Raw genomic sequence first — 21,055 nt, forward strand, 5'->3', positions numbered from 1 at the left:
TAGGCTTGCCTAACTCCTGCTGAAATGGACCGGGAGCCGTCCGAGCGGGCGGATGTCTGTGTCGTCGGAGCCGGGCCGGCAGGGGCACTCATCGCAAGCCAGCTCGCTAGCGAGGGCCAGAAAGTCGTGGTGCTAGAGGCCGGGCCGCGGTTCGACAGGTCGAAGCGAGAGCAGCAGATGGAAGAGACGATTCGGCCCGGTGACCACGGCTCCGTCTGGGAGATGGGTGGCGACCGCGACGCGTTCAGTGCGAGCGGCGATCGGTACTACCCGCTGAACATCTCACGGGTCAAAGGCGTCGGCGGGTCGACGCTGCACTGGCAGGGGATGGTGATGCGGCTGCACCCCTCGGATTTCGACGGGAGCCACGACACCGACGATCCGGCGTGGCCGATCAGCTACGACGACCTGCGGCCGTACTACGCCGACGCCGAGCGGGCGCTTGGGGTCGCCGGTGACGCAGACAACCCGTTCGCGCCGCCGCGCGAGGAGCCGACCTATCCGCTGCCCGGATTCCCGCCGTCGTACAGCGACTCGCTGTTCGCGGAGGCCTGCGAGCAGTTGGGCATAACGATGCACTCCGTGCCCAACGCCCGGAACTCGGAACCGTACGACGGCCGCGGGCCGTGTGTGGGGTACGGGACCTGCCAGCCGGTCTGTCCCTCCGGAGCGAAATACGACGCCAGCGTCCACATCGAAGACGCCGAAGCCGAAGGGACCAAAGTTATCGACCGCGCGCCGGTCCAGCGCCTCGTCACCGACGCCGACGGACGCATCGAGGCGGCCGTCTACGCGACGCCGGACGGGACTGAGCACCGACAGTCGGCCCGCGAATTCGTCATTGCGGCGGGCGGCGTCGAGACGCCGCGGCTCCTGCTTCTATCAGCGAATGATGACCACCCTGACGGGCTGGCAAACAGTTCGGGACTGGTCGGGCACTACTTCATGGATCACCTGTTTGCCGGTGCCGGCGGCACGCTCGACCGTGAAACGCGCCAGAACCACGTCGGCTTTCTCACAAGCGAGTGCCACCAGTTCTACGACGACCCCGGGCAGGCAGTTGCGCGGGTCGCGGACGGCGAGACGGTCGTTGAATCCTCCGACGAGGCGCTGTCGCCGCTGAAACTGGAGTTCCTGAACTACGCCGGCCCGTCGCCGGTCGAGCTCGCACTCTCCGGCGAAGAGTGGGGCGATACGTTGCTGTCGAGCCTCCGCGATAGTTACGGCAACAGCATCGCGATGGGTGGACTGGTCGGCCAACCGCCGCGGAAGGAAAACCGCGTCACGCTGGACACAGCAACGACAGATGACCACGGCAATCCAGTTCCAGATATTCAGTGGTCGTGGGGCGACCGGCTGGAACGGTCGCTCTCGCGGGCGAACGAGATACAACACGCCGTGTTGTCGGAACTGGGCGTCGACATCTCGTGGACGGTCGGCCCGGCTGACACCGGGCCGGCGTACCACCACATGGGAACGACGCGAATGGGAACCGACCCACAGAAGAGCGTCGTCAACCCACAGTTGCAGACCCACGACGTGCCGAACCTCTCGATTGCGTCCTCGTCGGTGTTCGTCACCGCCGGGTCAATGAACCCGACGCTGACCATCGCCGCGCTGGCGTTGAAATGTGCCGACCATATCTCCGAGCGGCTTTAATCGGCGAAATCAGTGAACACAGCCTTGCTTCGGCGAGTGACTGACCGAAGCCCGGGCGCGCCATGGACGAGCCACACGGCGACGGCAAGGCCGAACAGCCCGAACTGAAACAGGACGTACGGCTCGAACGAGAGCGACGCGAACTGCTCGACGAATGAGGTGTCGTTGGCGTACGGCGGCGGTGGCCGGAGCGGCCAGACCAGAAAGCGCAGCCACTGGAGCTGTGTCAGGTCACCGCCGAGTAGCCCGGCCACCGCCGTCGGGCTCATGTCAGTCAGCGTGTGGACGAACGCACCGAGCGTGAACGCTGTCGAAAGCTCTGTTCTGCGATACAGCGCGGCGAGTCGGTGCAAGACTACGGCAATGAGGAGAAGTGTGAGCAGTGAATGAGCCAGTGACCGACCGGACGGCAAGACGCCGAACGTCCAGGCGAAGGGCTTGTCGATCAGGTCCGGGAACTGCGACCCCACCGCCAGCGCGGTCAGCGTGGCCGCTGTCTGGCGGCGGGTCGGGTCGAACCGAGTGTACATAGCATAGACGAGGTAGGCGGCGGCGAGATGTCCCCACGGCCACATTGTGTCCTGATATGCCGGATTGTGATTTGTATCTGCTGATACAGGTTTGCGTGAGTTGTAACCGGAAACCGAGACGGCGGCTATTCAGTACAGTCCGAGAATAGCACCGGCGTCAAGCAGGAGTAAAATCGACACAAGAGACGCCCCCAGCAGGAACGGGCGAGCGTTCCGGGCCGGTTCGCGTACCTTCTGCTGGTCGAAGCCGTCGCTGAGCTTCGATGCGCCGACCTCCACAAGACCGGCCAGAATGAACCACAGGACGATCATCGTGAGAACGAGGTGGCCGCGACCGGTTCCTGTCAGCGACTCGGCGGTGTAGCGGGTCGCTGCCAGATGTCCGCCTGTCAGAAACAGGAGCGTCGCACTCGCACGCGACACCGTCCGGAGCTTCCCGGTAATCGCCGACAGCGGTCCCGGCGACGAGTCGCCGTTCAGCGCCGTCGGAAGGACGGCGTAGGTCATGAACAACACGGTTCCAGCCCACAGCGCGGCGAATATCAGGTGCACCCCGAAGATGGCCGCGTTTACGACACTCATATCCGGCGGTTGGACGCGATCCTCTTCAACGTCGTGGGTTTGGTCCGCTACTCCGAGGAATCGAAAGCATCGAGGGCGTCCGCATCACCCGACATATCGAGTTCTTTGACCGCGTCAGTGTCGGCGGAGATGTGGGTCTCGCGGTCGGTGTCGTAGTCCAGTTGGTCGATGAGATGGACGAACGAGCCGGGGTCGGGGATGAGGAAGATGCGAAGCGAGAACGCGACGTCGCTCTCCTTGATGTCGACGAGCGAGTCGAGCACGATAGTCAGCGAGTCCCGGCGGACGTGCGAGAGGGCCTTGTCTGCGATCTCGGTCGCGTCGTCCTGTACGACTGTCGGCGTCCCCATGTTGATAGTCGCGTTCAGCGTGTTCGCGATGCCGTCGATGAAGCCCGAAGTGAGGATGTTACACATCTCCTGGAGCGCGGACTCGTGGAGCTGTGTGAATCCATCATCGACACTAGAGCCGGTCATTAACTCCGCGATCTCAGCGGCTGTCTCCGTCTCGAACGTCATCAGGAAGACGCCGTAGGGCGGCTCTGTCAACCGGACGCGAGCGCTGTAAATATTCCCGCCGCCCATCTCGGTGGCGATGTCCTCCGGCTGGACGAACGAGAGGCTCTTGATCTCGACGGCGGCGTCGACGCCGGCCAGCGTCGCCAGCGAATCAGCGACCTGCTCGGCCCCATCCTGAATGAGTCTGGTGATGAGCGTGAGTTTCCGAATATCGATGAGAAGCGGCATTGCAGGCTAACAGGACCTATGGTGTGTTACCGTTTTCGGTGGGGACAGCTGTCAGCGACTGAACGGTGGTTCACCGTAACGCTCATTACCACTGACTGACAGGGACTCGGTGGGGAGCGTGCTATTCCGTGCCGTGCCCGTCATCGACGGGCTTCTCACGGGAAGCCGCCGTCGAATTTCTGTGCGACACTCGCTGGGGAGCCACGGCCACGCCCGATGTGAGCACGCTTAAGCCGCCCCGTCCGTTTTGCACAGCCATGGAACCACGGGACCTCTCCGCTCACACTGTCTATCGGGCAGGTCGCGGTATCGAGGAAGTCGCCCGGGAACTCGGTCTCGACCCGGACGACATGGTGAAGCTGGCGTCAAACGAGAACATGTTCGGACCGAGTCCGGACGCCGTCGAGGCGATTCGCGGGTCCGCTGAGCGAATGCACTCCTATCCGAAGGCCTCCCACGCCGACCTCGTCGAGGAACTGGCGGAGCTGTGGGATGTAACGCCAGCACAGGTGTGGCTGAGCAACGGCGGCGACGGCGCGCTCGATTGCCTCGCTCGGGCGATGCTCGACCCCGGGCAGGAGGTGCTCGTCCCGTCGCCGGGCTTCGCGTATTATGCGATGAGCGCCCGCTATCACCACGGCGAGGTCAACGAGTACACGCTCTCGAAGGCTGACGACTTCGCTCAGACCGCCGACACCGTCCTGAAAGATTACGATGGTGAACGCATCGTCTACCTCACCAGCCCGCACAACCCGACCGGCGCGGAGTTTTCGACCGACGCGGTCCGAACAATCGCCGAGGAGACCGACGAACAGACGCTGGTCGTCGTCGACGAGGCCTACGGTGAGTTCTCCGAAGAGCCGAGCAAGCGGCCGTTGCTGGACGACCGCGACGACGTTGCGCTCCTGCGAACGTTCTCGAAGGCCTACGGCCTCGCGGGGATTCGCCTCGGCTACGCGGTGGTCCCCGAGGACTGGGCAGACGCCTACGCCCGTATCAACACGCCGTTCTCGGCCAGCGAACTCGCCTGCCGGGCCGGGCTGGCGGCGCTCGATGACGACGAACACGTCGAGCGCTCCGTCGAAACCGCTACGTGGGCACGGCAGTACCTCTCCGAGGAACTCAACGCGCCGACCTGGGACAGCGCGGGGAACTTCGTCCTCGCGGAGGTCGGCGACGCGTCGGCCGTCGCGGACGCCGCCCAGGAGCGCGGCGTCATCATCCGAGACTGCTCCTCGTTCGGCCTGCCCGAGTGTATCCGCATCACCTGTGGCACGCGCGAGGACACGGAACGCGCCGTCTCGGTGTTGAACGAGGTCATCGAGGTGGTCGAGCCGTGAGGGTCGCCGTTACTGGGACGCCGGGAACGGGCAAGACCACGGCAACGGAACACCTCGACACAGACTTCGATGTCCTCCATCTCAACGACATCATCAAAGACGAGGGATTCTCGACGGGCATCGACGAAGACCGCGGGAGCCTCGTCGCCGACCTCGACAGACTGTCCGAGTGGCTCGACGGCCGCGACGACGTGCTGTTCGAATCCCACCTCGCGCATCACTTCGACGCAGATCGCGTGATCGTGCTCCGAGCGCACCCCGAAACCATCGTCGAACGGCTTCGAGAGCGCGGTGACGATGATTCGAAGGCCTACGAGAACGCGGAGTCGGAAGCGCTCGATGTCATCCTCGGGGAAGCCGTCGAGGAGCGTGGCATGGACTCCGTCTACGAAATCGAGACGACGGACCGGGACCCCGACGAGGTGGCACAGGAGATTCAGGCCGTCGTGGCCGGCGAGCGCGAGCCCAGCGCGGGGACTGTCTCCTACATCGACTGGCTATGACGCTCGACAAGTTCCGCCCGCTGGCCGACCGCGCGCTCGGGCCGTTTGTCAGCGCCGCCAAGGTGGCCGGCCTCTCACCCAACGGCGTCAGCGTCATCGCGTTTCTGCTGGCCCTCGGTGCGGGCGGGGTGTACGCCGTCGCTATGCGGGAACCCCTGCTGTATCTCGGCGGTGCCGTCCTCGTCTTTCTGAACGGCTGGCTCGACCTCGTCGACGGCGCGCTCGCGCGGGAACTGAACGTCGCGTCCTCGGGCGGTGACTTACTGGACCATGTGCTGGACCGCTACGCCGACATCGGCATCATCGTCGGCCTCGCTGCCGGCGTCGGTCAGTGGGCGCTCGGCATCGCCGCCGTCACCGGCGTCCTGATGACCTCCTACCTCGGGACGCAGGCCCAGGCGGTCGGCCTCGACCGCGTCTACGGCGGCCTGCTCGGGCGGGCCGACCGGCTCGCGCTGGTCGGCGTCGTCACGGGCGTCGCGGCGTTCGTCCCAACCGCGCTTGGCGGCCTGACGCTGGTCGGCTGGCTGCTGGTCGTGTTCGCCGTCGTCGGCCACGTCACCGCTGCACAGCGGTTCTATCACGCGATGGCCGCGCTGGAGTAGCCAGCGCACCATTTATACCGCGCCCCGTCCAAGCCGTCGGTATGGTTCAGTGCGAGATGTGCGGGACGGAGGTTTCGTCTCCGAACCGCGTCAAAATCGAGGGGGCCGAACTCGACGTCTGCGACGAGTGTACCGACTTCGGCACGGAGGTCAAGACGGAGGAGACGTCGTCCACGTCGACGAAGTACTCGACGTCGTCCTCATCGTCATCGTCGTCGAGTTCGTCCTCATCGTCGAGTTCCTCGGGTGGTGGCGGGTCCGGTGGCCGCCGCCGGGATATGTTCGACGAGATGGACGAGATCGCACAGGATTACGACGACCGGATCCGTAAAGGCCGAGAGTCACAGGGCCTCAGCCAAGAAGAACTCGCCAAGCAGCTCAACGAGAAGGCGAGCCTCATCCGGAAGCTCGAACAGGGCAACTCGCTGCCAAGCGACGATGTCCAGAAGAAACTCGAAAACGCGCTCGAAATTTCCCTGAGTGCCGGCGGTAGCGCTGACGAAACAGAGTGGTCCGGCGGCAGCAGCGACGGCGAGTACACGCTCGGCGACGTCGTGAAGCGAAAGGACTAGATCACAGCCGGAGGTCGTCTTTTTCGACATCGAGTTCGTTCGCGAGGGACTCGACGTTCGACGAGATCCGCTCGATCTCGTCCTGGAGTGCCTGATACCGTTCGCTGTCCTGTAGTTCACGGTCGGTCTTCTCGACGCGGAGAACGTTGCGTTTGAGCTTTTTCGACGTGAGTGTCCGGAGTCGGTTGTTGTACTCCCGGATTTTGTACAGTCGGTCGACGACTTCCTGCAGGTCGTCCCGGGTGACGGGCTTGACGAGGTAGTCGTCGACGCGCATCTCGATGATGTCGAAGTCGGGGTCGATGGCAGTCACCATCGCGACGCGGCATCGAAGTCCCTTCTCCTCGATCTGTGCAAGCACTTCGTTGCCGGAGACGACCGGCATCCGGCGGTCGAGCAGCACGACGTCGATCTCGGACGAGAGAAGTTCCAGGCCTTCTTCGCCGCTGTAGGCCGTCTGCACGTGATACTGGTCGGACAGATAGTCGGTGTACAGGTCAGCCAGATGTTGTTCGTCCTCGACTATCAGAACGGTCGGTGTGTCGTCATCCCCTGCTGTCACGGCTTGTCTCGTTTCTTGTCTCGGCTGAACCGTAATAACTGTCATCCCCGAGCGGTGGTTCGGGAGAACCGAAGGCGCAGTGGTAGGGACGCCAAACGGCGGCTTCGCAACCTATTTCCCCACAGCAACCGGTGCGTTTCGTATGTTCGTCCTTGTCAATCTGAAGGCGTACCCGTGTGATCCAGTCGAAGTAGCGACCGCCGCTGCTGACGTCAGCGACGATTCCGGCGTTCGTGTCGCCGTCGCGCCACAGGCCGCACAGATCAGCGCTGTCGCGGAAACCGGTGTCGAGACGTGGGCCCAGCACGTCAGCGCCGTCGAACACGGCAGCCACACCGGCAGCACCCTCGCCGAGGCTGCCGCGGACGCCGGTGCTGTCGGGACGCTGCTGAACCACTCCGAAAACCGCCTCAAGCTCGCGGACATCGACGGTGCGCTCGACGCCGCCGACCGCGCGGACCTCGAAACCATCGTCTGTGCGAACAACCCCGCACAGATCGGCGCGGCCGCCGCGCTCGACCCCGACGGCGTCGCCGTCGAGCCGCCGGAACTTATCGGGACCGGCACGCCCGTCAGCAAGGCCGACCCGGACATCGTGACCGGCGCAGTCGACGCCGCCGCCCGCGTCAACGGTGACGTGGACGTGCTCTGTGGCGCTGGCATATCGACCGGTGAGGACCTCGTCTCGGCGAGCGATCTCGGCGCAAGCGGCGTCCTGCTGGCAAGCGGCGTTGCGAAAGCTGACGACCCGCGCGCGGCGCTCGAAGACCTCGTCGAACCGTTGCTGTAAAATCGCCGGTATCGCGGTACTGACTTTTCAGTCGCTGTCGCCGTCTAAAAACGCCGATTCGAGTCGGGACACAACTGACTCGACTTCTTCGTCGTCGAGCCCGCGGTCGCTCTCCTCACGTACCAGTGCGGCCAGCCGGGCGTCGTACTTCCCGCGGCCGACGTGTTCGACCAGCCCGCGAAGCCGGAGTTCCCTGTTTCGCGCGTAGGCGGCCGTCCGGTCGCCGGAGCCGCCGGCCGAGAAGTGGGCGTTCAGCGGCGTCCCGGGTCCCTGCTCCCGGTAGTACGCGAGCATCCGGCAGGTCTTTCGGTCCAATTCCTCGATATCGGCTCGAAGGTCGGCGTAGACGGCAGGACCGTCGACATCTGACGGCGTCTCGTCTTCGACGGCCTCAGTTGCCTCCGCCGACTGCTCAGCTTCGACGGCCTCGGCGATAGCCGCTCTCAGCGCATCGTCGTCAGCCTCAGCAGTGTCCGTCTCAGTCCGGCCGTTGACTGGCACGGCCGCCGCACTGCTGTCTGGGCTGTCCCCGTTCGTCGCCACAGCAGCGTTCTCAGCGTGGCCATTTGACGCCGGTTCTGCGTCCGCGCTGCTGCCATTCGTCGCTGCTCCCTCGTCTGTGCTGCCGCCGTTCATCGCAGCCCCGTCCTCGGCGAAGGCGCTGAACGCGTCGCCGAACCCGCCGCCCGACGTTGCGTCGGCCGTCTCGTCCGGTTCGGGGGGCTGCTCGTCGCGGGGACCGTCGGCGTCCGCTTCGTCGTCGGTGTCTGCGTCGCCGTCCGCCTCGTCGCTGGTGTCTGCGTCGCCATCCGACGTGGATTGCTCGGCGAACCGCTCGCGCTGGCGGCGCATCTTCTCTTGTTCCGTCCGGCCGGGGTTGTAGTCCTCGGCCTGCTCAACCATCGCCTCGGTGAACTGCTCGGCCATCCGCGAGAGGTCCCGGGCGTCTTGCAGCTCGGCCTCCAGTTCAGCGATGCGGGAGTTCTTCTTGTCCAGTTCCTCGCGGAGTTCCTTGATGCGGTCCTCCGTCTCCTGCTGTTCGTCGCTGATGGTTTGCAGTTCGGAAACGAGGTCGTCGCTGACGGACTTGAGTTCCGGGCGCTCGAAATCGTCGAGGCCCGGCGTCGCGCCGGCGTCGAAGGTCTGCTTGCGGTGGAACTGGACCCGGCTGACCTGCTCGGCCCAGTCGTTCATCATGAACGCCTCACCGTCGTCCAAGTCCTCGACGGCGTCGGCGTACTTGTTGTCGAGGATGCGCCCGACCACCTTCGTGTCGTTGTTCCAGGTCAGGCGATGCCAGACGAGCCAGTCGCACTGGGTGATGTAGTCTTTTTTCACGTCGGCGGGGCGCTGGCTGATGCCGACGATGCCGAGCCCGTGTTTCCGGCCGCGCTTCCCGATTTTGATGAGCATCTTCCCGACCTCGCCCATCGACCCCTTCTCGGGCATCCACTCGTGGCACTCCTCGACGAGCATCAGGAACGGCTGTTTCTGCTTTTTGGCCTTCGCGAACAGTTGCTTGGCGACCTCCGTCAGCAGCGTCTCGGCCTCCTCCTCGTCGAGAAACGATGAGATATCGAGGATGATGGGGACGTTCTGCTCCAGCGCCAGCGATGCGATCTTGCCGGCGTGGTCCTCCGTGACCTGAATGTCACACTCCTCGTCGCCGCCGACGTGGAGGATCTCGTACTCCTCTTTCAGACCGTAGTACTCGCCGTCGATATCGACGATAAGCAGTCCAAACCCGTTGTCCAGCAGTTTCTCAGCGATGACGCTCGCCGTGTTCGATTTGCCGGACCCGCTCTTGCCGGTAATAAACCCCCGGCCGGTCAGCAGTTCCACCACCGGGAGATTGACAGTTTCCCCCGGTTCTCCGGTCCCACCCGGCCCCGCGCTCGTCGTCGCGACAGTTATCTGTTCGGTCTCTGCCATGCGTTTCTGTCAGGACAGAGACGCGCAGGCCCCATAACTCTCCGTCAGACGACCGTCAACTGTGGCACAGGTCTGGAACGGGGGTGAAACCGCTCGGCATTACGTAGCGATTTCGCCTGTTCGGCTTCGAGATTTCGTGTCCTATCAGCGAGAATTCACTCACCAAATCCGTTATGACTGCGTTTCAGGTGTCCGACTGGGGTCCCACTCACCGTGGTGGACCAGTTCCGATCTGTCGATGCGACTACGCCAGCCTTCCTGTTGCAGTACCGGTTCGGAAGGGAAGCCGTCCTCTGGATATCCGACACAGAGGTAGGCCACGGGTTGAATGTGGTGTGGAATGTTCAACACATCACGGAGTTCGTGGGGATACAGAAACGAGACCCAGCCGACACCGATACCCTCGGCACGGGCAGCCAGCCAGAGGTTCTGCACGGCAAGGCACGTCGAATAAACGTCCATTCGCTGCATCGTGTTCCGGCCGAGAACGTGTGGCGCATCGCGTGTGGGGTCACAGGTAACACAGATATTCACCGGCGCGTCGGTTATCCCCTCCAGTTTCAACTGGCCGAACTCTGATTTGCGCGGTTCGTTGTAGCCTTCGCGTGCGGCGGCTATCGCCCGTTCGGCAATCGCTGCGACCGCTGATTTCGTCTGTTTGTCCTCTATCACGATGAAATCCCACGGTTGCGAGAACCCGACGCTTGGCGCGTTGTGGGCGGCGTCTAAAATCCGTCCGAGAACTTCCTCGGGAACTGGGTCGCCGGCAAATCGTCTGATGTCTCGTCGCGAATAAATCGACTTGTAGACTGCCTCGCGCTCTCGGGGGCCGAACTCAGCCATATGTTCCGTGACAGACGGCAGTTGTATACCGATTATGCTGGCCAGTGAATGTCCCGGATACAGCGATATCCGAATGCAAGGCAGACCGTGTTGGTACCGGTCAGTTCAGGACGGGGTAACGGCTATTGCGATGGGACGCTTTGACACAGCCGTTCAGTGGGCTGTCCATGGACAGATACGAGACGTTCGTCGAGGACGGAACCGTGTACGTTGGGAGTGACAACGGACCCCTGAAAGTGGCCCCGCTCGACGATATCGTCGCAGCCGCAGGTGGCCCGGCGTGGACAATCACCTACACAGAGGCGGAGAAAGAGCGGTACACCGGCATGGACACTAGCGACGAGGGGCTGGTGGTCGACGTGGTCGATATGTTGCACGCGATGACTCACAGCCAGCGGTTCGTCGACACGCTGGCCGCACATCCGACAGCTGTTCCGGCTGATGACACTATCTCCCCACGGGCCGGCCTGTTCGTCGGGAAACTGCTTGAGAATCTGGAACACGGTGTCGCCTGAGAGTCCCTAGAAATCCGCGAGCGTCGTCTGACCGGGCGGGAGCGAAACATGAGTATCGCTGGCGGCTGTTCCATCGTCTACCGTGTCATCGGCAGCCTCGCTGCCGCCGTCGTTCCCGACGAACGTCCCGAGTCCAGCCTGTCCGTCCTCGGTCTGTTCTTTGGCCCTCGCTGAGCTGTTGTCGGCGACAGAGCTATCGCTCGTCGCCTCGGGTTCAGCGTCACCGCCGAATCCGTCCAGATTGGCCTGCTCGCCGGCAGAGAAATCCAGGTTCGAAACGCGAACACCGACCTTCCGAACCGGGTCGTCGTCGAACTCGCCCAGCAACTCCAGCGCGACACGACGGACCAGGTCGGGTTCCTCGACCGGGCCGGGGAGCGACCGGGCGCGCGTGTTCACGTCGAACGGCGGCGTCACGACCTTGATGCCGATAGTCTGGTATCGCGCGCCCTTTCGCTGTGCGCGGTCAGCGACAGCGTCGGCGAGCGTGCGAACCTGGCGACACTTGGCCTCCGAATCGGTCGTAGCCTCGGTGAACGCGGACTCCCGTGAGAGGCTCTTGGGGTCGCCTTTCGGGGTCACCGACCGCTCGTCCTCGCCACGGGCGTAACGACGTATCTCACGACCGCGCTCGCCGAAGCGTCCGGCCAATAGTTCTGGATCGGCGGCCGCAAGGTCCCCCGCAGTTTCGATATCGAGTGTAGCGAGTTCTCTAGCGGTGACCGGACCGACGCCGTGGACATCCTCGACCGGGAGGTCGGCGAAGAACTCTCGGACAGTTCCCGGTTCGACGACGACTAGGCCGTCCGGCTTGTCGCGGTCGCTGGCCACCTTCGCGGCGCTCATCGTCGGCGCGATGCCGACACTCGCCACCACGCCGACCGCTGACTCGATTGTATCTTTCAGGTCCTGTGCCCACGACTCGACAGTCTCCCATGCGACCTGCTCGGTCACGTCCAGATACGCTTCGTCGATGCTCACCTCGCGGACGACTTCCGCCTCCGCGTGGAGGATTTCTCGGACATCTGCGGCGACGGACTCGTAGAAGTCCATATCGACCGGACGGTAGAAGCCGGCGTCTTCGACATCGAGGTCCGGGTCCGCAACAGCCTCGACCTTCCGCGGGAGCCGTTCCAGTGCCTCGGAGATGGCCATCGCCGATTCGACACCGTACTCTCGGGCCTCGTAGCTCGCTGTCGCGACGGCCCCGTGTGTCGTGCCGTTCTCGTAGCCCATCCCCACGACGAGCGGTTCCCCGCGGAGCGCCGGCTCCCGACGCTGTTCGCAGGCGGCGTAGAAACAGTCCATGTCGACGTGCGCGACGATCTGCTCGGGTCCGCTGGTCCCGGGGAGCCGCGCAGCGTCCATACTCGACGCTACGTGTACTGGCAGAAAACCCCACCGGCCCTCGCCGAACCCATCTGGTCAGGGCAATGTCAGATGTATCGAAAACACCTCGAAAGGCGGGAGCAGGAAAAGTGGTGAGGGTGGGGTGGGGGTTGGGTGTCAGGTGCTCCGTACGCCGTTGGTTTCAAAGCGATACGTAGCCGGTGGAGTGGCCATCGCTCCACCGGTGAGTGGTCGTCCGCCGATGCCAATCCCGGATGGTACGACGGTCGTTCCCGCCGGGAGCGTCGGAAGCTCCATGTTAACAAAACGCACGGAAACACTTCAATGTTGGCTGAAGTACTATCTAGCACATACTTTGCGTTCGTTCCGCTCGAAACGTTTTCAGCCCTCTCCACATGACTACGACGTAATGACGGAACTGACGAAGTCGCTGCCGGACAGGCCGCTCTCGACGAGCGAAATCTCCGCCCTCGAAGCCCAGTACGACGACTACGGATTTGCCCCGGTCGGGTTCTTCCCTGACCTCGACGTGGTGGCCGCATTCGTCGTCATCATCGACGGCGACCGGGGCTATAGCCTCGGCTACGACCGCGATGGCGACGGCTGGGTCGTCGTTGAGTCCTTCGAGGACGGCGAGGACTTCGCGGGCGTTACTGATCGCCTGCAAGAGTGGATGGGCGACGACTGGGAGGAGTTCGACCAGACCGCCGTCGAACCCGAGTGAGGTGTCGATTGGTCACGGCGGCTAAAAGACCCTCTCGAAGGCAAGAACGCCTGCTACGCTTCAGTTGTCGCTGTGTCACGACAGAATGAGGCACCCGGGATGTGAACTCGACTGCAAGTCCCTGCTGTCGCTCGGATGTCTGTCGTTCAGATCCTCAATGATGCATTTGCTGCTCGTAGATGGATGCACAGCAAAATGCGGCGGCCGGGATTTGAACCCGGGCCATGAGCTTGGAAGGCTCAGGTCCTACCACTAGACCACCGCCGCACGCTCACTTCGTTCGCGCGCGGCGTGCCTCGCAAATCCGTCGGATTTGCTCACCACCGCCGCTCGTTCCGCGGCATCAACCAACGGAGCGCGAACGTACACGTCCATAGATGGAAGGCAATTAAGTGCGTTTCCCTTCTGGCTCGACAACCCCGTAACAGTTGCCGCTTGAGAGTTCCATCGAGACGAGCCGGAGGTCGCTGTCGGCGACATCGCGCTCGAATTCGGCCGGCGTGTAGATGTGATAGAACCGCGGCACTGTCTCGCCGCCGGGGAGCGTCCAGTCGACGGTCGTGTCAAAGCCCGCGTCCGCGTCGGGGTCGGCGTCGAAGCGGTCGTGGGCCGTACTCCACGCGCTGACGAGCGCGCGAGCGCCCGGCGCGAGAACGCGAGCCAGTTCGTCTAGGCTGGCGCGGCGGGCGGCCTGCGACGGCAGGTGATGCAGCGTCGCCACGTACACCGCGAGACCGACAGACTCGGAAGCAAGCGGAAGCCGCGTCGCGTCGCCCTGCAAGAGCGTGACGCTGTCGCCGACCCGGTCGGTCGCGGCTTGCAGGAGCGCGCGGCTGGCGTCGAGACCGACGACGCGGTCAGCGACCTCAGCGAGCAGTTCTGCGTGACGGCCGTTGCCACAGCCGACATCGAGCGCCGTTCCGGCACTGCTGGACTCGTCGACGAACGCCTCGACCTCCGGCCAGGCGTACTCGCGGGTCTTCGAGAAGTGATCGCCGATGTCCTCGTACGTCCGGCGGACGGCGGCCCGCGATGGCTCGCCGTCAGTGTCACTGCCGGCGTTCGGGTCGGAGGCTGGCATCGGTCGACCGCGTCACTCCGCGCCGTACGTTTCGGGGTAGGCCTCGGCGAGTAGCTCGTCCTCGTCGGCCAGTCGCTCTCGAACCGGGTCGATAACGTCCGAGATAGCGCTGGCGGCGGACGGCTTCAGGTCGGCCGGGTGGAGTTCGCCGCTGACGAAGTCCGCCTCGACCTCGTCGTAGCTGTCGTAGGTGAGGTCGCCGCCGTACTCCTCGGGTCGCTCGACGACGAACGACTCGCCGCGGACGTCAAGCACCGGGAAGACGAGGTGTTCGAGGTACTCCAGCACGCCGTTCTCCTCGACCTCGCCGGCCGGACAGTACGCCTGTCCGATCTTCTCGTCGACCTCGTCGGGGCTGTCGGTGAGGTTGACCTTCGAGGCCTCGTCGGAGGCGCTCATCTTGCCACCGGAGAGGCCCGACAGGAGCGGCGCGAACAGGCAGATCGGCGACTCGCCGCCGTGGTCCGGCAGAATCTCGCGCGAGAGCATGTAGATGCCGCGCTGGTCGACGCCGCCGTAGGCGATGTCGGCGTCCAGCGCCTTCACGTCAAGCGTCTGCATCAGCGGATAGATGAGTCCGCCGAGGTTCGGGCTCTCTGACTCGCGGACGACCTCGCTGGCCGCGCGCTGCGTGCGAGAGATGGTCGTCTCGGCGGCCATCCGGTACATCTCCAGCGTGTACTCCTCGTCGAGCTGGAAGTCGGTCCCGCGGACGAACTCCACGTCCTCGGGGTCCGCGCCGGCCGCCTCGATCATGCCCTCGATGGCCGTTTCGTAGTAGGCCGAGCGGGCATCCAGCAGGTCGAAGGGCGATTTGTTGTCGTCGAGGTGGGCGTGCAGGTCCGCGATGAGGACCGTCACGTCGACGCCGGCCCGCAGGAAGTCCGCGAGCTTTCGCATCGTCGTGAAGTGACCGATGTGCATCTCGCCGGTCGGCGCGTAGCCGATGTACGCCGACGGGTCGCTCTCTTCGAACAGCGTCCGCAGTTCGTCCTCGGTGACGACTTCTGTGGTGTGTCGTGTCACCAGATCGAGTCGCTCGGCGGTATCCATACCGCAGTGTGGCCGGTCCGGCGATTAAAACGTTCCTGTCCGGTGTGACGCGCTGTCGAGGTGGGGCGTACTGTTTTACCACAGCGGGGCACAATCGGCGATAGATGTCCCTCCTGTTCGACCACGTCATCGGGTCGTTCGACCTCGACGACGCGTCGTTGTGTGCCGTCACCGACGCCACTCTCGACGACAGCGGCGATGTCGTCCCCGCGCGGCCCGTCGCCGAGTTTGCGGCCCACCACGACAAACTCGCCCATCCCGCGGAAGACTGGGTCTGTATCCCATTGCACGAACCAGACTCGGCGCGACCAACGGGAGAGTACGTCGCCGTCACTGACCATTCGCTACACGGAGAGATTTTCATCTTCGAGCGCGACGGCGAGCGGGATTTCATCGACGCGGACGCATTCGGAGCCACGGGACTGGCCGACCGGATCCGCTTCTGGCACTCCGACTACGTCCCGGAAACGTACCCACCCTCCTACGACTCACCGATAGACGACAGCGAACCGCCCCGAAATCCGATCCCGTCGGCAGAACTGATTGACGGCTTGCGGTCTCACGTCGAGCGCGAACGTGAGGCGACTCGCCAGCAAAACCGAGAGCGCGCACAGCGGCGCTCACCTGACGAGGTGTACAGGGTCGGTGGCGATGCAGTGCCCGAACTGCATGCGCGCGGTCGAGATGACGGAGCGTATCGGTTTCGCGTCGACCCACCCGCTGACATCGCCGCCGAGCGGGACGGTGACTGGGCGTTTGTCGTCGAATCCGTGTTCGGCATCCACGAGGGGAACGAGGTGCTGATACACGCCGATAGGGAGGGCGGACGCGGCGACGGCCCGTTCCCGGCCCCGGCGACAGTCGAGCGCATCCGCGGGCGTTCGGTGTGGCTCGCGGTGGACTGGGGCGAGGTCGACGGGGCGACAACACTCGAAAGCGCACTCACCGACGGTGACGCCACCTACGGGCTCACGGCGCTGCTCAATCCCGTTCCGTTCGACCGCGAACGGGAGGCGATTGCGGCGCTGGCCGACCACCGCTTCCGAGACGTACTCGCCGGCGACCGGCCGATAACCTTCTCGAACGGGGCGGCCGCCCGGAGCGACCAGTTCGACGGGGAACTGAATCAGGAGCAGCAACTGGCCGTCGAGCATGCGCTGTTGGCCGACGACCTGTTCTGTATTCACGGCCCACCGGGGACAGGGAAGACGCGAACGCTCGTCGAAATCGTCCGACGGGCCGCACAGGCCGGTGAGGATGTGCTGGTGTGTGCGGACTCGAATCAGGCCGTCGACAACCTCGTGGCGGGGTCGTCGACGGGGGACGCGGCAGACCCGCAGTCACTGCACGCCTACGGCCAGCACGGCGACGGTGACTACACGCTCAACCGCGTGAACGCGAGCCAGTCGGCAAACGAGGTCGTACGGCGGGCCTACGGGGATGTGGCCGAGCGGGCCGATGTGGTGGCGGTGACGAACAACAGCGCCGCCACGCTCGCCCGGGAGTTCGACCTGGTGGTCCTCGACGAAGCGACGCAGTCCACCTGCGCAGCGTCGTGTATCCCGCTGGTCAGGGCCGACCGCGCCGTCCTCGCCGGCGACCACCGACAGCTCCCGCCCTACAGCGCCAGCGACGAACCGCCGGCGTCGAGTTACGGCCACTCGCTGTTCGAGCATCTCTACGCCGACGGCGGCGTCTACGAGGGTGTCGGCCTCCAGCTCCAGACCCAGTACCGGATGCACCGGGACATCGCGTACTTCCCGAACCGTCGGTTCTACGACCGGACGCTACGGAACGGGCGCGCCGTCGACCCACTTCCCGACCGCCCAGCGATAGAGGGGTACAACGTCGGCGGGCGCGTCGAGACGGTCGGTCATTCCAAGGCGAACCCCACCGAAGCCCGCCTCGTCGCGCATCTCGTTCAGGACCTGCTGTCGGACGTGCCCGCCGAGGAAATCGGTGTCATCACGCCGTACAGCGCGCAGGTGTCACGCGTCCGGGAGATGCTCGCAGAGCGAACCGACGCCGGAGACAGGGTGACTGTCGACACCATCGACTCGTTTCAGGGCGGCGAACGGACGGCCATCGTCCTCTCGCTCGTCCGGAGTAACGCCGACGGAACCGTCGGGTTCCTCGGGCGGCCGGTCGATGGCCCCCGACGCCTGAACGTCGCGCTCACGCGAGCGAAGCGGTACTGCGCTGTCGTCGCCGACTGGCACACACTCCGGTACGACGCCGACGGGAAGTGTGGGGACCTCTACAGCGACTTCTACCAGTTCGTCTCGAACACCGACCGCCTGAACGACGTGGACCCCGAGTTCATTCCAGTGTAGCCGGCCAGCGACCGCCCGACTGCGATGGGTCCAAATACGTCCGACACAACTGTCTCATATGTACACGGGGAAGACGGAGAAGGCCTGCTGTCTGTGCGGGAATCCCGACACTGAGACCCGTCTCGATCTGCCGCCGCGGGCGGTCCCGTTGCTCAAGCACGCCGACCCAATCGCCTGGCAGGACATCGTCGGCGAGGTGTCTATCTACTTCTGTGGCTCCGACTGGGAAACGGTGCGGGACCTCGTGTTAGAGACCGGAATGAGCCCGCTGTCCCGGTGTAACGCCGCCCGCGCTTCCTTCGACCTCCGTGAGGATTTCGAGGCACTGCTGAATGACATCCGAGACGAACCGGACCACACGGAGATCGAAGCCGAAATGCGCGCTGAGGCCGCGGAGACGCTGGCGAACCGCGACGACCCGTACGTCGAGGAGCGGGATCTCGTGGAGGCCCGTGTTATCGAATGGGTGTTCGAAGACACCGAGCGCGAGTAACCCGGCGAAGGCAGCGGCATGGCCCCGTATCCAAACTGTTTTGACCACCCGTAGCCGTGTGTCAACCGATGACTGTACGCGTAGGTGTGCTCGGTGCGACTGGCGCGGTCGGGCAGCGACTTATCCAACTGCTTGACCCCCACCCCGAGTTCGAGATTGCAGCACTGACCGCCAGCGACGCGAGCGCTGGCGAGACATACAAAGACGCCGCCAAGTGGCGCGTCAACTCCCCGATTCCAGAGGACGTGGCCGGGTTAGAAGTCCGCGCTACCGATCCGGATTCGGTGCCCGACGACGTTGATCTCATCTTCTCCTCGCTCCCGTCGAGCGTCGGCGCGGAGGTCGAACCGGAGTTCTGTGAGGCCGGCTACACAGTCTCGTCGAACTCTTCGAACGCCCGAATGGACGAGGATGTGCCGCTCATCATCCCCGAGGTTAACGCCGACCACGTCGACCTGCTTGAAGTCCAGCGCGACGAGCGCGGCTGGGACGGCGCACTCCTGAAGAACCCGAACTGCTCGACAATTACGATGGTGCCGCCGCTCGCTGGCCTCGACCGCGAGTTCGACCTGACCGACGTGCGCGTCTCGACCCTGCAGGCCGTCTCCGGGGCGGGCTACTCTGGCGTCACATCGATGGAGATTATCGACAACGCCATCCCGCACATCGGCGGCGAAGAGCAGAAGATGGAGACCGAATCGCGCAAGCTGCTTGGCTCGTTCGACGGCGCGGAGGTCCACCTCAACGAGATGGACGTGGCCGCCTCCTGCAACCGCATCCCGACGCTCGACGGCCACCTCGAAAACGTCTGGGCCGACACCGCTGAAGACATCTCCGCGGCCGACGCCGAGGCCGCGATGGAGGCAGTGACTGGTATCGACCTCCCGTCTTCGCCAGAAAAGCTCATCACAGTGTTCGAAGAACCAGACCGCCCACAGCCCCGCCTCGACCGCAACGTCGAGGACGGCATGGGCGTCGCAGTCGGCGGGTTCCGCGAGACGACCGACGGCGTCCAGTTCAACTGCCTCGCGCACAACACCATGCGCGGTGCTGCCGGCGCAAGTGTGCTGAACGGCGAGTTGCTGAACAAACGCGGGTATCTGTAAGGCTGCGGCGTTTCGGCTCCGGATAGCGCTCAGAGCGCGATCTGGTTTCTGAGCCCGTCCCACTCGCCGGTCCGCTCGGCCTGCCGAACGTTTTCCGCCACGATATCGGCCAGTCGCTCGTAGTAGCTCGGCGTGTGGCCGGCGTTGTGTGGCGTGATAAGGACGTTCTCGAAGTCCCATAGCGGGTGGTCGCTGGGCAGCGGTTCGGGGTCGGTCACGTCCAGTGCCGCGCCGCCGATGTGGTTGCGCTGGAGCGCACTGACCAGTGCGTCGGTATCGACAACGGGGCCGCGGGCCACGTTAGTGAGTACCGCATCGGGGTGCATCGTCCGGAGTACCTCCTCGTCGATGAGGTGGCGGGTCGCGTCGGTGAGCGGGCAGGCGAGCCCGACGTACTTTGTGTCGGCGACCGCCTCGTGGATCTCGTCGAAGCCGTACACCTCGTCGGTCGGGCCGCCTTTCTCCGGCGAGTAGCGGACGCCGACGGTCTCCACGTCAAACCCGGCGAGCCGGTCGACGATGGCCTGCCCGATTTCACCGAGGCCGACAACGCAGACGCGGCTGCCAGCGAAGTCGTCGGTGTGGAACGACTGCCAGACGCCCTCGCGCTGGTGGCGACGAGCGGTGAAGAAGCCGCGGGCGAAGGCGAGCCACGAGCCGACAACGTTCTCGGCGACGTTCGGGCCGTGGACCCCGGACGCCGTCGTCAGGGCGATGTCGCGGTCTGCCAGTTCCGACAGCGGAAGGTGGTCGTATCCAGCGTATGTCCCTGCAAACAGTTCCAGGGCGTCGGCCGCATCGACCAGTTCCGGCGAGACATCATTGCCGGTCAGGACTGTCGCCTCCGTAATCAGACCGCGCTCGGCTGCTGGTGTCTCCGCGACGGCGATGTCCCACTCGGGCAGTCGGTCGCGGAGCGCTGTCGCGTACTGGTCGACCGGCATCCCGTGAACGTCGTACTGCATCACGACGATGTCTGCCATCGAACCCCTCCTGTGACGTACGGACCCATACCGTCTGTTCCACCCGCGCCCCTCAAAACGATGCCGGCAGACCGCTGGTCGCACGCCGAAACTAGTGTTGGTATTTCTATATCTAGAGAATAGGAGAAATACCAGCCTGAATTAGTAAAATTTGTAGTAATAGTACGCCGATATCTTAGCATATTTGTAGGATGACCGGCGTATGAGTTGCAAGAGATGAGGAGACCGACGAGCGTCGTGGTGGTCGATGACGACGAGGATTACAGACAGCTCTACAAGCTCTGGCTTCCGGACAAATACGAGGTTATAGAGGCCGCAGACGGCCGTACAGGGCTACAGTGCATCGACGACACGACCGATGCGGTACTGCTGGATCGCCAGATGCCGGACCTGAGCGGCGAAACGGTCGCCGAAAAACTCCGACAGCGGACAGTCACCCCTGCAGTCGTCATGATCAGTAGCGTCAAGCCGGACGTGGATATTCTGGATATCCCCGTAGATTCGTATCTCAGAAAGCCCGCTGACCGGGACACCCTGCTGTCGGTTCTTTCGACCGTCCGTACCCGGTGTGAGTACGAGGCGAAACGCCGGGAGCTCCTGGGCCTCGCCGACCGCCGAGCAACAGTTGCCGACGCTGTCCGGGCCACAGCGCTCGCGGAGAGTGACACGTACCAGCGGGTCGTTGAGCGACTGGAACGACACGACGTATCACTCGGTGGCGCAGTGTCCGGACCGTAGCGCAGAGGGCGTTCC

At 64.3% G+C, this 21,055-nt stretch carries 22 protein-coding genes and 1 tRNA gene; 12 read left to right on the forward strand and 11 right to left on the reverse strand.

What is annotated here, in order from left to right:
* Nucleotides 1-24: 24 nt before the first annotated feature.
* Nucleotides 25-1,659 carry a GMC family oxidoreductase gene (locus tag AMS69_RS12385; protein ID WP_053968391.1) on the forward strand — a complete coding sequence of 545 codons (1,635 nt, stop codon included), beginning with the start codon at nt 25-27 and terminating at the stop codon, nt 1,657-1,659.
* Here AMS69_RS12385 and AMS69_RS12390 read toward each other — a convergent pair.
* From AMS69_RS12390 to AMS69_RS12400, 3 genes are all read right to left on the reverse strand, one after another.
* On the reverse strand, nt 1,656-2,234 hold the full coding sequence (locus AMS69_RS12390) for a metal-dependent hydrolase (protein ID WP_053968392.1): 579 nt from the start codon (nt 2,232-2,234) through the stop codon (nt 1,656-1,658). The two genes, AMS69_RS12385 and AMS69_RS12390, sit on opposite strands and share 4 nt — an antisense overlap.
* 84 nt (nt 2,235-2,318) lie before the next feature.
* The gene (locus AMS69_RS12395) at nt 2,319-2,771 is read right to left on the reverse strand and encodes a hypothetical protein (RefSeq protein WP_053968393.1); all 453 of its coding nucleotides are present in this window, start codon (nt 2,769-2,771) and stop codon (nt 2,319-2,321) included.
* A 47-nt stretch (nt 2,772-2,818) separates the two neighbouring features.
* Nucleotides 2,819-3,517 carry a chemotaxis protein CheC gene (locus AMS69_RS12400; RefSeq protein ID WP_004515646.1) on the reverse strand — a complete coding sequence of 233 codons (699 nt, stop codon included), beginning with the start codon at nt 3,515-3,517 and terminating at the stop codon, nt 2,819-2,821.
* Nucleotides 3,518-3,774: 257 nt separating this feature from the next.
* Between AMS69_RS12400 and hisC the strand changes: the two genes are divergently transcribed.
* The 4 genes from hisC to AMS69_RS12420 are packed head-to-tail and all read left to right on the forward strand — an operon-like array spanning nt 3,775 to nt 6,537.
* Nucleotides 3,775-4,857, forward strand: a complete 1,083-nt coding sequence (gene hisC / locus AMS69_RS12405; protein ID WP_053968394.1) for a histidinol-phosphate transaminase — start codon at nt 3,775-3,777, stop codon at nt 4,855-4,857.
* Nucleotides 4,854-5,360 carry an adenylate kinase family protein gene (locus AMS69_RS12410; RefSeq protein WP_053968395.1) on the forward strand — a complete coding sequence of 169 codons (507 nt, stop codon included), beginning with the start codon at nt 4,854-4,856 and terminating at the stop codon, nt 5,358-5,360. Before hisC ends, AMS69_RS12410 begins: the two co-directional genes overlap by 4 nt.
* Nucleotides 5,357-5,965: a CDP-alcohol phosphatidyltransferase family protein gene (locus tag AMS69_RS12415; protein ID WP_053968396.1), complete on the forward strand. Its 609-nt coding sequence runs from the start codon at nt 5,357-5,359 to the stop codon at nt 5,963-5,965. The genes AMS69_RS12410 and AMS69_RS12415 overlap by 4 nt, the downstream gene beginning before the upstream one ends.
* Nucleotides 5,966-6,006: 41 nt before the next feature.
* On the forward strand, nt 6,007-6,537 hold the full coding sequence (locus AMS69_RS12420; RefSeq protein WP_053968397.1) for a multiprotein bridging factor aMBF1: 531 nt from the start codon (nt 6,007-6,009) through the stop codon (nt 6,535-6,537).
* Nucleotide 6,538: 1 nt separating this feature from the next.
* Here the strand turns inward: AMS69_RS12420 and AMS69_RS12425 are convergent, their stop codons facing one another.
* On the reverse strand, nt 6,539-7,144 hold the full coding sequence (locus tag AMS69_RS12425) for a response regulator (protein WP_053968398.1): 606 nt from the start codon (nt 7,142-7,144) through the stop codon (nt 6,539-6,541).
* A 97-nt stretch (nt 7,145-7,241) separates the two neighbouring features.
* Between AMS69_RS12425 and tpiA the strand changes: the two genes are divergently transcribed.
* On the forward strand, nt 7,242-7,889 hold the full coding sequence (gene tpiA, locus AMS69_RS12430; protein ID WP_005535122.1) for a triose-phosphate isomerase: 648 nt from the start codon (nt 7,242-7,244) through the stop codon (nt 7,887-7,889).
* Nucleotides 7,890-7,916: 27 nt separating this feature from the next.
* Here the strand turns inward: tpiA and AMS69_RS12435 are convergent, their stop codons facing one another.
* Both AMS69_RS12435 and bluB read right to left on the reverse strand, forming a co-directional pair.
* Nucleotides 7,917-9,821 carry a helicase HerA domain-containing protein gene (locus AMS69_RS12435; protein ID WP_053968399.1) on the reverse strand — a complete coding sequence of 635 codons (1,905 nt, stop codon included), beginning with the start codon at nt 9,819-9,821 and terminating at the stop codon, nt 7,917-7,919.
* A gap of 171 nt (nt 9,822-9,992) precedes the next feature.
* Entirely contained in the window at nt 9,993-10,664 is a 672-nt protein-coding gene (gene bluB / locus AMS69_RS12440; RefSeq protein ID WP_053968400.1) for a 5,6-dimethylbenzimidazole synthase, read from the reverse strand.
* Nucleotides 10,665-10,831: 167 nt separating this feature from the next.
* Here bluB and AMS69_RS12445 point away from each other — a divergent pair, with 167 nt between their 5' ends.
* Complete coding sequence (locus AMS69_RS12445) at nt 10,832-11,179, forward strand: hypothetical protein (protein ID WP_053968401.1); 348 nt, start codon at nt 10,832-10,834, stop codon at nt 11,177-11,179.
* Nucleotides 11,180-11,185: 6 nt separating this feature from the next.
* Here AMS69_RS12445 and dinB read toward each other — a convergent pair whose 3' ends face one another.
* On the reverse strand, nt 11,186-12,547 hold the full coding sequence (dinB, locus tag AMS69_RS12450) for a DNA polymerase IV (protein ID WP_053968402.1): 1,362 nt from the start codon (nt 12,545-12,547) through the stop codon (nt 11,186-11,188).
* Between the two features lie 391 nt (nt 12,548-12,938).
* Between dinB and AMS69_RS12455 the strand changes: the two genes are divergently transcribed.
* Nucleotides 12,939-13,253, forward strand: coding sequence for a hypothetical protein (locus tag AMS69_RS12455; protein WP_053968403.1), 315 nt, complete (start codon nt 12,939-12,941; stop codon nt 13,251-13,253).
* Between the two features lie 196 nt (nt 13,254-13,449).
* On the opposite strand, the gene AMS69_RS12460 is transcribed toward AMS69_RS12455, so the two are convergent.
* The 3 genes from AMS69_RS12460 to AMS69_RS12470 form a co-directional block, all read right to left on the reverse strand.
* Nucleotides 13,450-13,520: transfer RNA gene (locus AMS69_RS12460), tRNA-Gly, on the reverse strand.
* A gap of 121 nt (nt 13,521-13,641) precedes the next feature.
* Nucleotides 13,642-14,334 (reverse strand): class I SAM-dependent methyltransferase, encoded by a 693-nt coding sequence (locus AMS69_RS12465; RefSeq protein WP_053968404.1) that lies wholly within the window; start codon nt 14,332-14,334, stop codon nt 13,642-13,644.
* Between the two features lie 12 nt (nt 14,335-14,346).
* The gene (locus AMS69_RS12470; RefSeq protein WP_053968405.1) at nt 14,347-15,387 is read right to left on the reverse strand and encodes a tyrosine--tRNA ligase; all 1,041 of its coding nucleotides are present in this window, start codon (nt 15,385-15,387) and stop codon (nt 14,347-14,349) included.
* Between the two features lie 104 nt (nt 15,388-15,491).
* Here AMS69_RS12470 and AMS69_RS12475 point away from each other — a divergent pair, with 104 nt between their 5' ends.
* From AMS69_RS12475 to asd, 3 genes are all read left to right on the forward strand, one after another.
* Nucleotides 15,492-17,720 (forward strand): AAA domain-containing protein, encoded by a 2,229-nt coding sequence (locus tag AMS69_RS12475; RefSeq protein ID WP_053968406.1) that lies wholly within the window; start codon nt 15,492-15,494, stop codon nt 17,718-17,720.
* 58 nt (nt 17,721-17,778) lie between these two features.
* A complete protein-coding gene (locus AMS69_RS12480; RefSeq protein ID WP_053968407.1) occupies nt 17,779-18,213 on the forward strand; it encodes a hypothetical protein in 435 nt (144 codons plus the stop codon).
* 68 nt (nt 18,214-18,281) lie between these two features.
* The gene (gene asd, locus AMS69_RS12485; RefSeq protein WP_053968408.1) at nt 18,282-19,319 is read left to right on the forward strand and encodes an aspartate-semialdehyde dehydrogenase; all 1,038 of its coding nucleotides are present in this window, start codon (nt 18,282-18,284) and stop codon (nt 19,317-19,319) included.
* 29 nt (nt 19,320-19,348) lie between these two features.
* Here asd and AMS69_RS12490 read toward each other — a convergent pair whose 3' ends face one another.
* A complete protein-coding gene (locus AMS69_RS12490) occupies nt 19,349-20,302 on the reverse strand; it encodes a D-2-hydroxyacid dehydrogenase (protein WP_053968409.1) in 954 nt (317 codons plus the stop codon).
* Nucleotides 20,303-20,518: 216 nt separating this feature from the next.
* On the opposite strand from AMS69_RS12490, the gene AMS69_RS12495 reads away from it, so the two are divergent.
* A complete protein-coding gene (locus tag AMS69_RS12495) occupies nt 20,519-21,040 on the forward strand; it encodes a response regulator transcription factor (protein WP_053968410.1) in 522 nt (173 codons plus the stop codon).
* The last annotated feature ends 15 nt before the right edge of the window (nt 21,041-21,055 follow it).

The sequence above is a fragment of the Haloarcula rubripromontorii genome (genome assembly GCF_001280425.1).
Taxonomy (GTDB): domain Archaea; phylum Halobacteriota; class Halobacteria; order Halobacteriales; family Haloarculaceae; genus Haloarcula; species Haloarcula rubripromontorii.

Excerpts from the sequence above, each read along its gene's own strand:
- AMS69_RS12445 (WP_053968401.1), top strand. The coding sequence starts at position 10,832 with ATGGACAGATACGAGACGTTCGTCGAGGACGGAACCGTGTACGTTGGG.
- AMS69_RS12495 (WP_053968410.1), top strand. The coding sequence starts at position 20,519 with ATGAGGAGACCGACGAGCGTCGTGGTGGTCGATGACGACGAGGATTAC.
- AMS69_RS12420 (WP_053968397.1), top strand. The coding sequence starts at position 6,007 with ATGGTTCAGTGCGAGATGTGCGGGACGGAGGTTTCGTCTCCGAACCGC.
- asd (WP_053968408.1), top strand. The coding sequence starts at position 18,282 with ATGACTGTACGCGTAGGTGTGCTCGGTGCGACTGGCGCGGTCGGGCAG.
- AMS69_RS12470 (WP_053968405.1), bottom strand. The coding sequence starts at position 15,387 with ATGGATACCGCCGAGCGACTCGATCTGGTGACACGACACACCACAGAA.
- AMS69_RS12425 (WP_053968398.1), bottom strand. The coding sequence starts at position 7,144 with ATGACAGTTATTACGGTTCAGCCGAGACAAGAAACGAGACAAGCCGTG.
- AMS69_RS12395 (WP_053968393.1), bottom strand. The coding sequence starts at position 2,771 with ATGAGTGTCGTAAACGCGGCCATCTTCGGGGTGCACCTGATATTCGCC.
- AMS69_RS12475 (WP_053968406.1), top strand. The coding sequence starts at position 15,492 with ATGTCCCTCCTGTTCGACCACGTCATCGGGTCGTTCGACCTCGACGAC.
- AMS69_RS12415 (WP_053968396.1), top strand. The coding sequence starts at position 5,357 with ATGACGCTCGACAAGTTCCGCCCGCTGGCCGACCGCGCGCTCGGGCCG.
- AMS69_RS12455 (WP_053968403.1), top strand. The coding sequence starts at position 12,939 with ATGACGGAACTGACGAAGTCGCTGCCGGACAGGCCGCTCTCGACGAGC.
- AMS69_RS12435 (WP_053968399.1), bottom strand. The coding sequence starts at position 9,821 with ATGGCAGAGACCGAACAGATAACTGTCGCGACGACGAGCGCGGGGCCG.
- AMS69_RS12385 (WP_053968391.1), top strand. The coding sequence starts at position 25 with ATGGACCGGGAGCCGTCCGAGCGGGCGGATGTCTGTGTCGTCGGAGCC.
- AMS69_RS12465 (WP_053968404.1), bottom strand. The coding sequence starts at position 14,334 with ATGCCAGCCTCCGACCCGAACGCCGGCAGTGACACTGACGGCGAGCCA.
- AMS69_RS12480 (WP_053968407.1), top strand. The coding sequence starts at position 17,779 with ATGTACACGGGGAAGACGGAGAAGGCCTGCTGTCTGTGCGGGAATCCC.
- AMS69_RS12400 (WP_004515646.1), bottom strand. The coding sequence starts at position 3,517 with ATGCCGCTTCTCATCGATATTCGGAAACTCACGCTCATCACCAGACTC.
- AMS69_RS12490 (WP_053968409.1), bottom strand. The coding sequence starts at position 20,302 with ATGGCAGACATCGTCGTGATGCAGTACGACGTTCACGGGATGCCGGTC.
- dinB (WP_053968402.1), bottom strand. The coding sequence starts at position 12,547 with ATGGACGCTGCGCGGCTCCCCGGGACCAGCGGACCCGAGCAGATCGTC.
- bluB (WP_053968400.1), bottom strand. The coding sequence starts at position 10,664 with ATGGCTGAGTTCGGCCCCCGAGAGCGCGAGGCAGTCTACAAGTCGATT.
- tpiA (WP_005535122.1), top strand. The coding sequence starts at position 7,242 with ATGTTCGTCCTTGTCAATCTGAAGGCGTACCCGTGTGATCCAGTCGAA.
- AMS69_RS12390 (WP_053968392.1), bottom strand. The coding sequence starts at position 2,234 with ATGTGGCCGTGGGGACATCTCGCCGCCGCCTACCTCGTCTATGCTATG.
- hisC (WP_053968394.1), top strand. The coding sequence starts at position 3,775 with ATGGAACCACGGGACCTCTCCGCTCACACTGTCTATCGGGCAGGTCGC.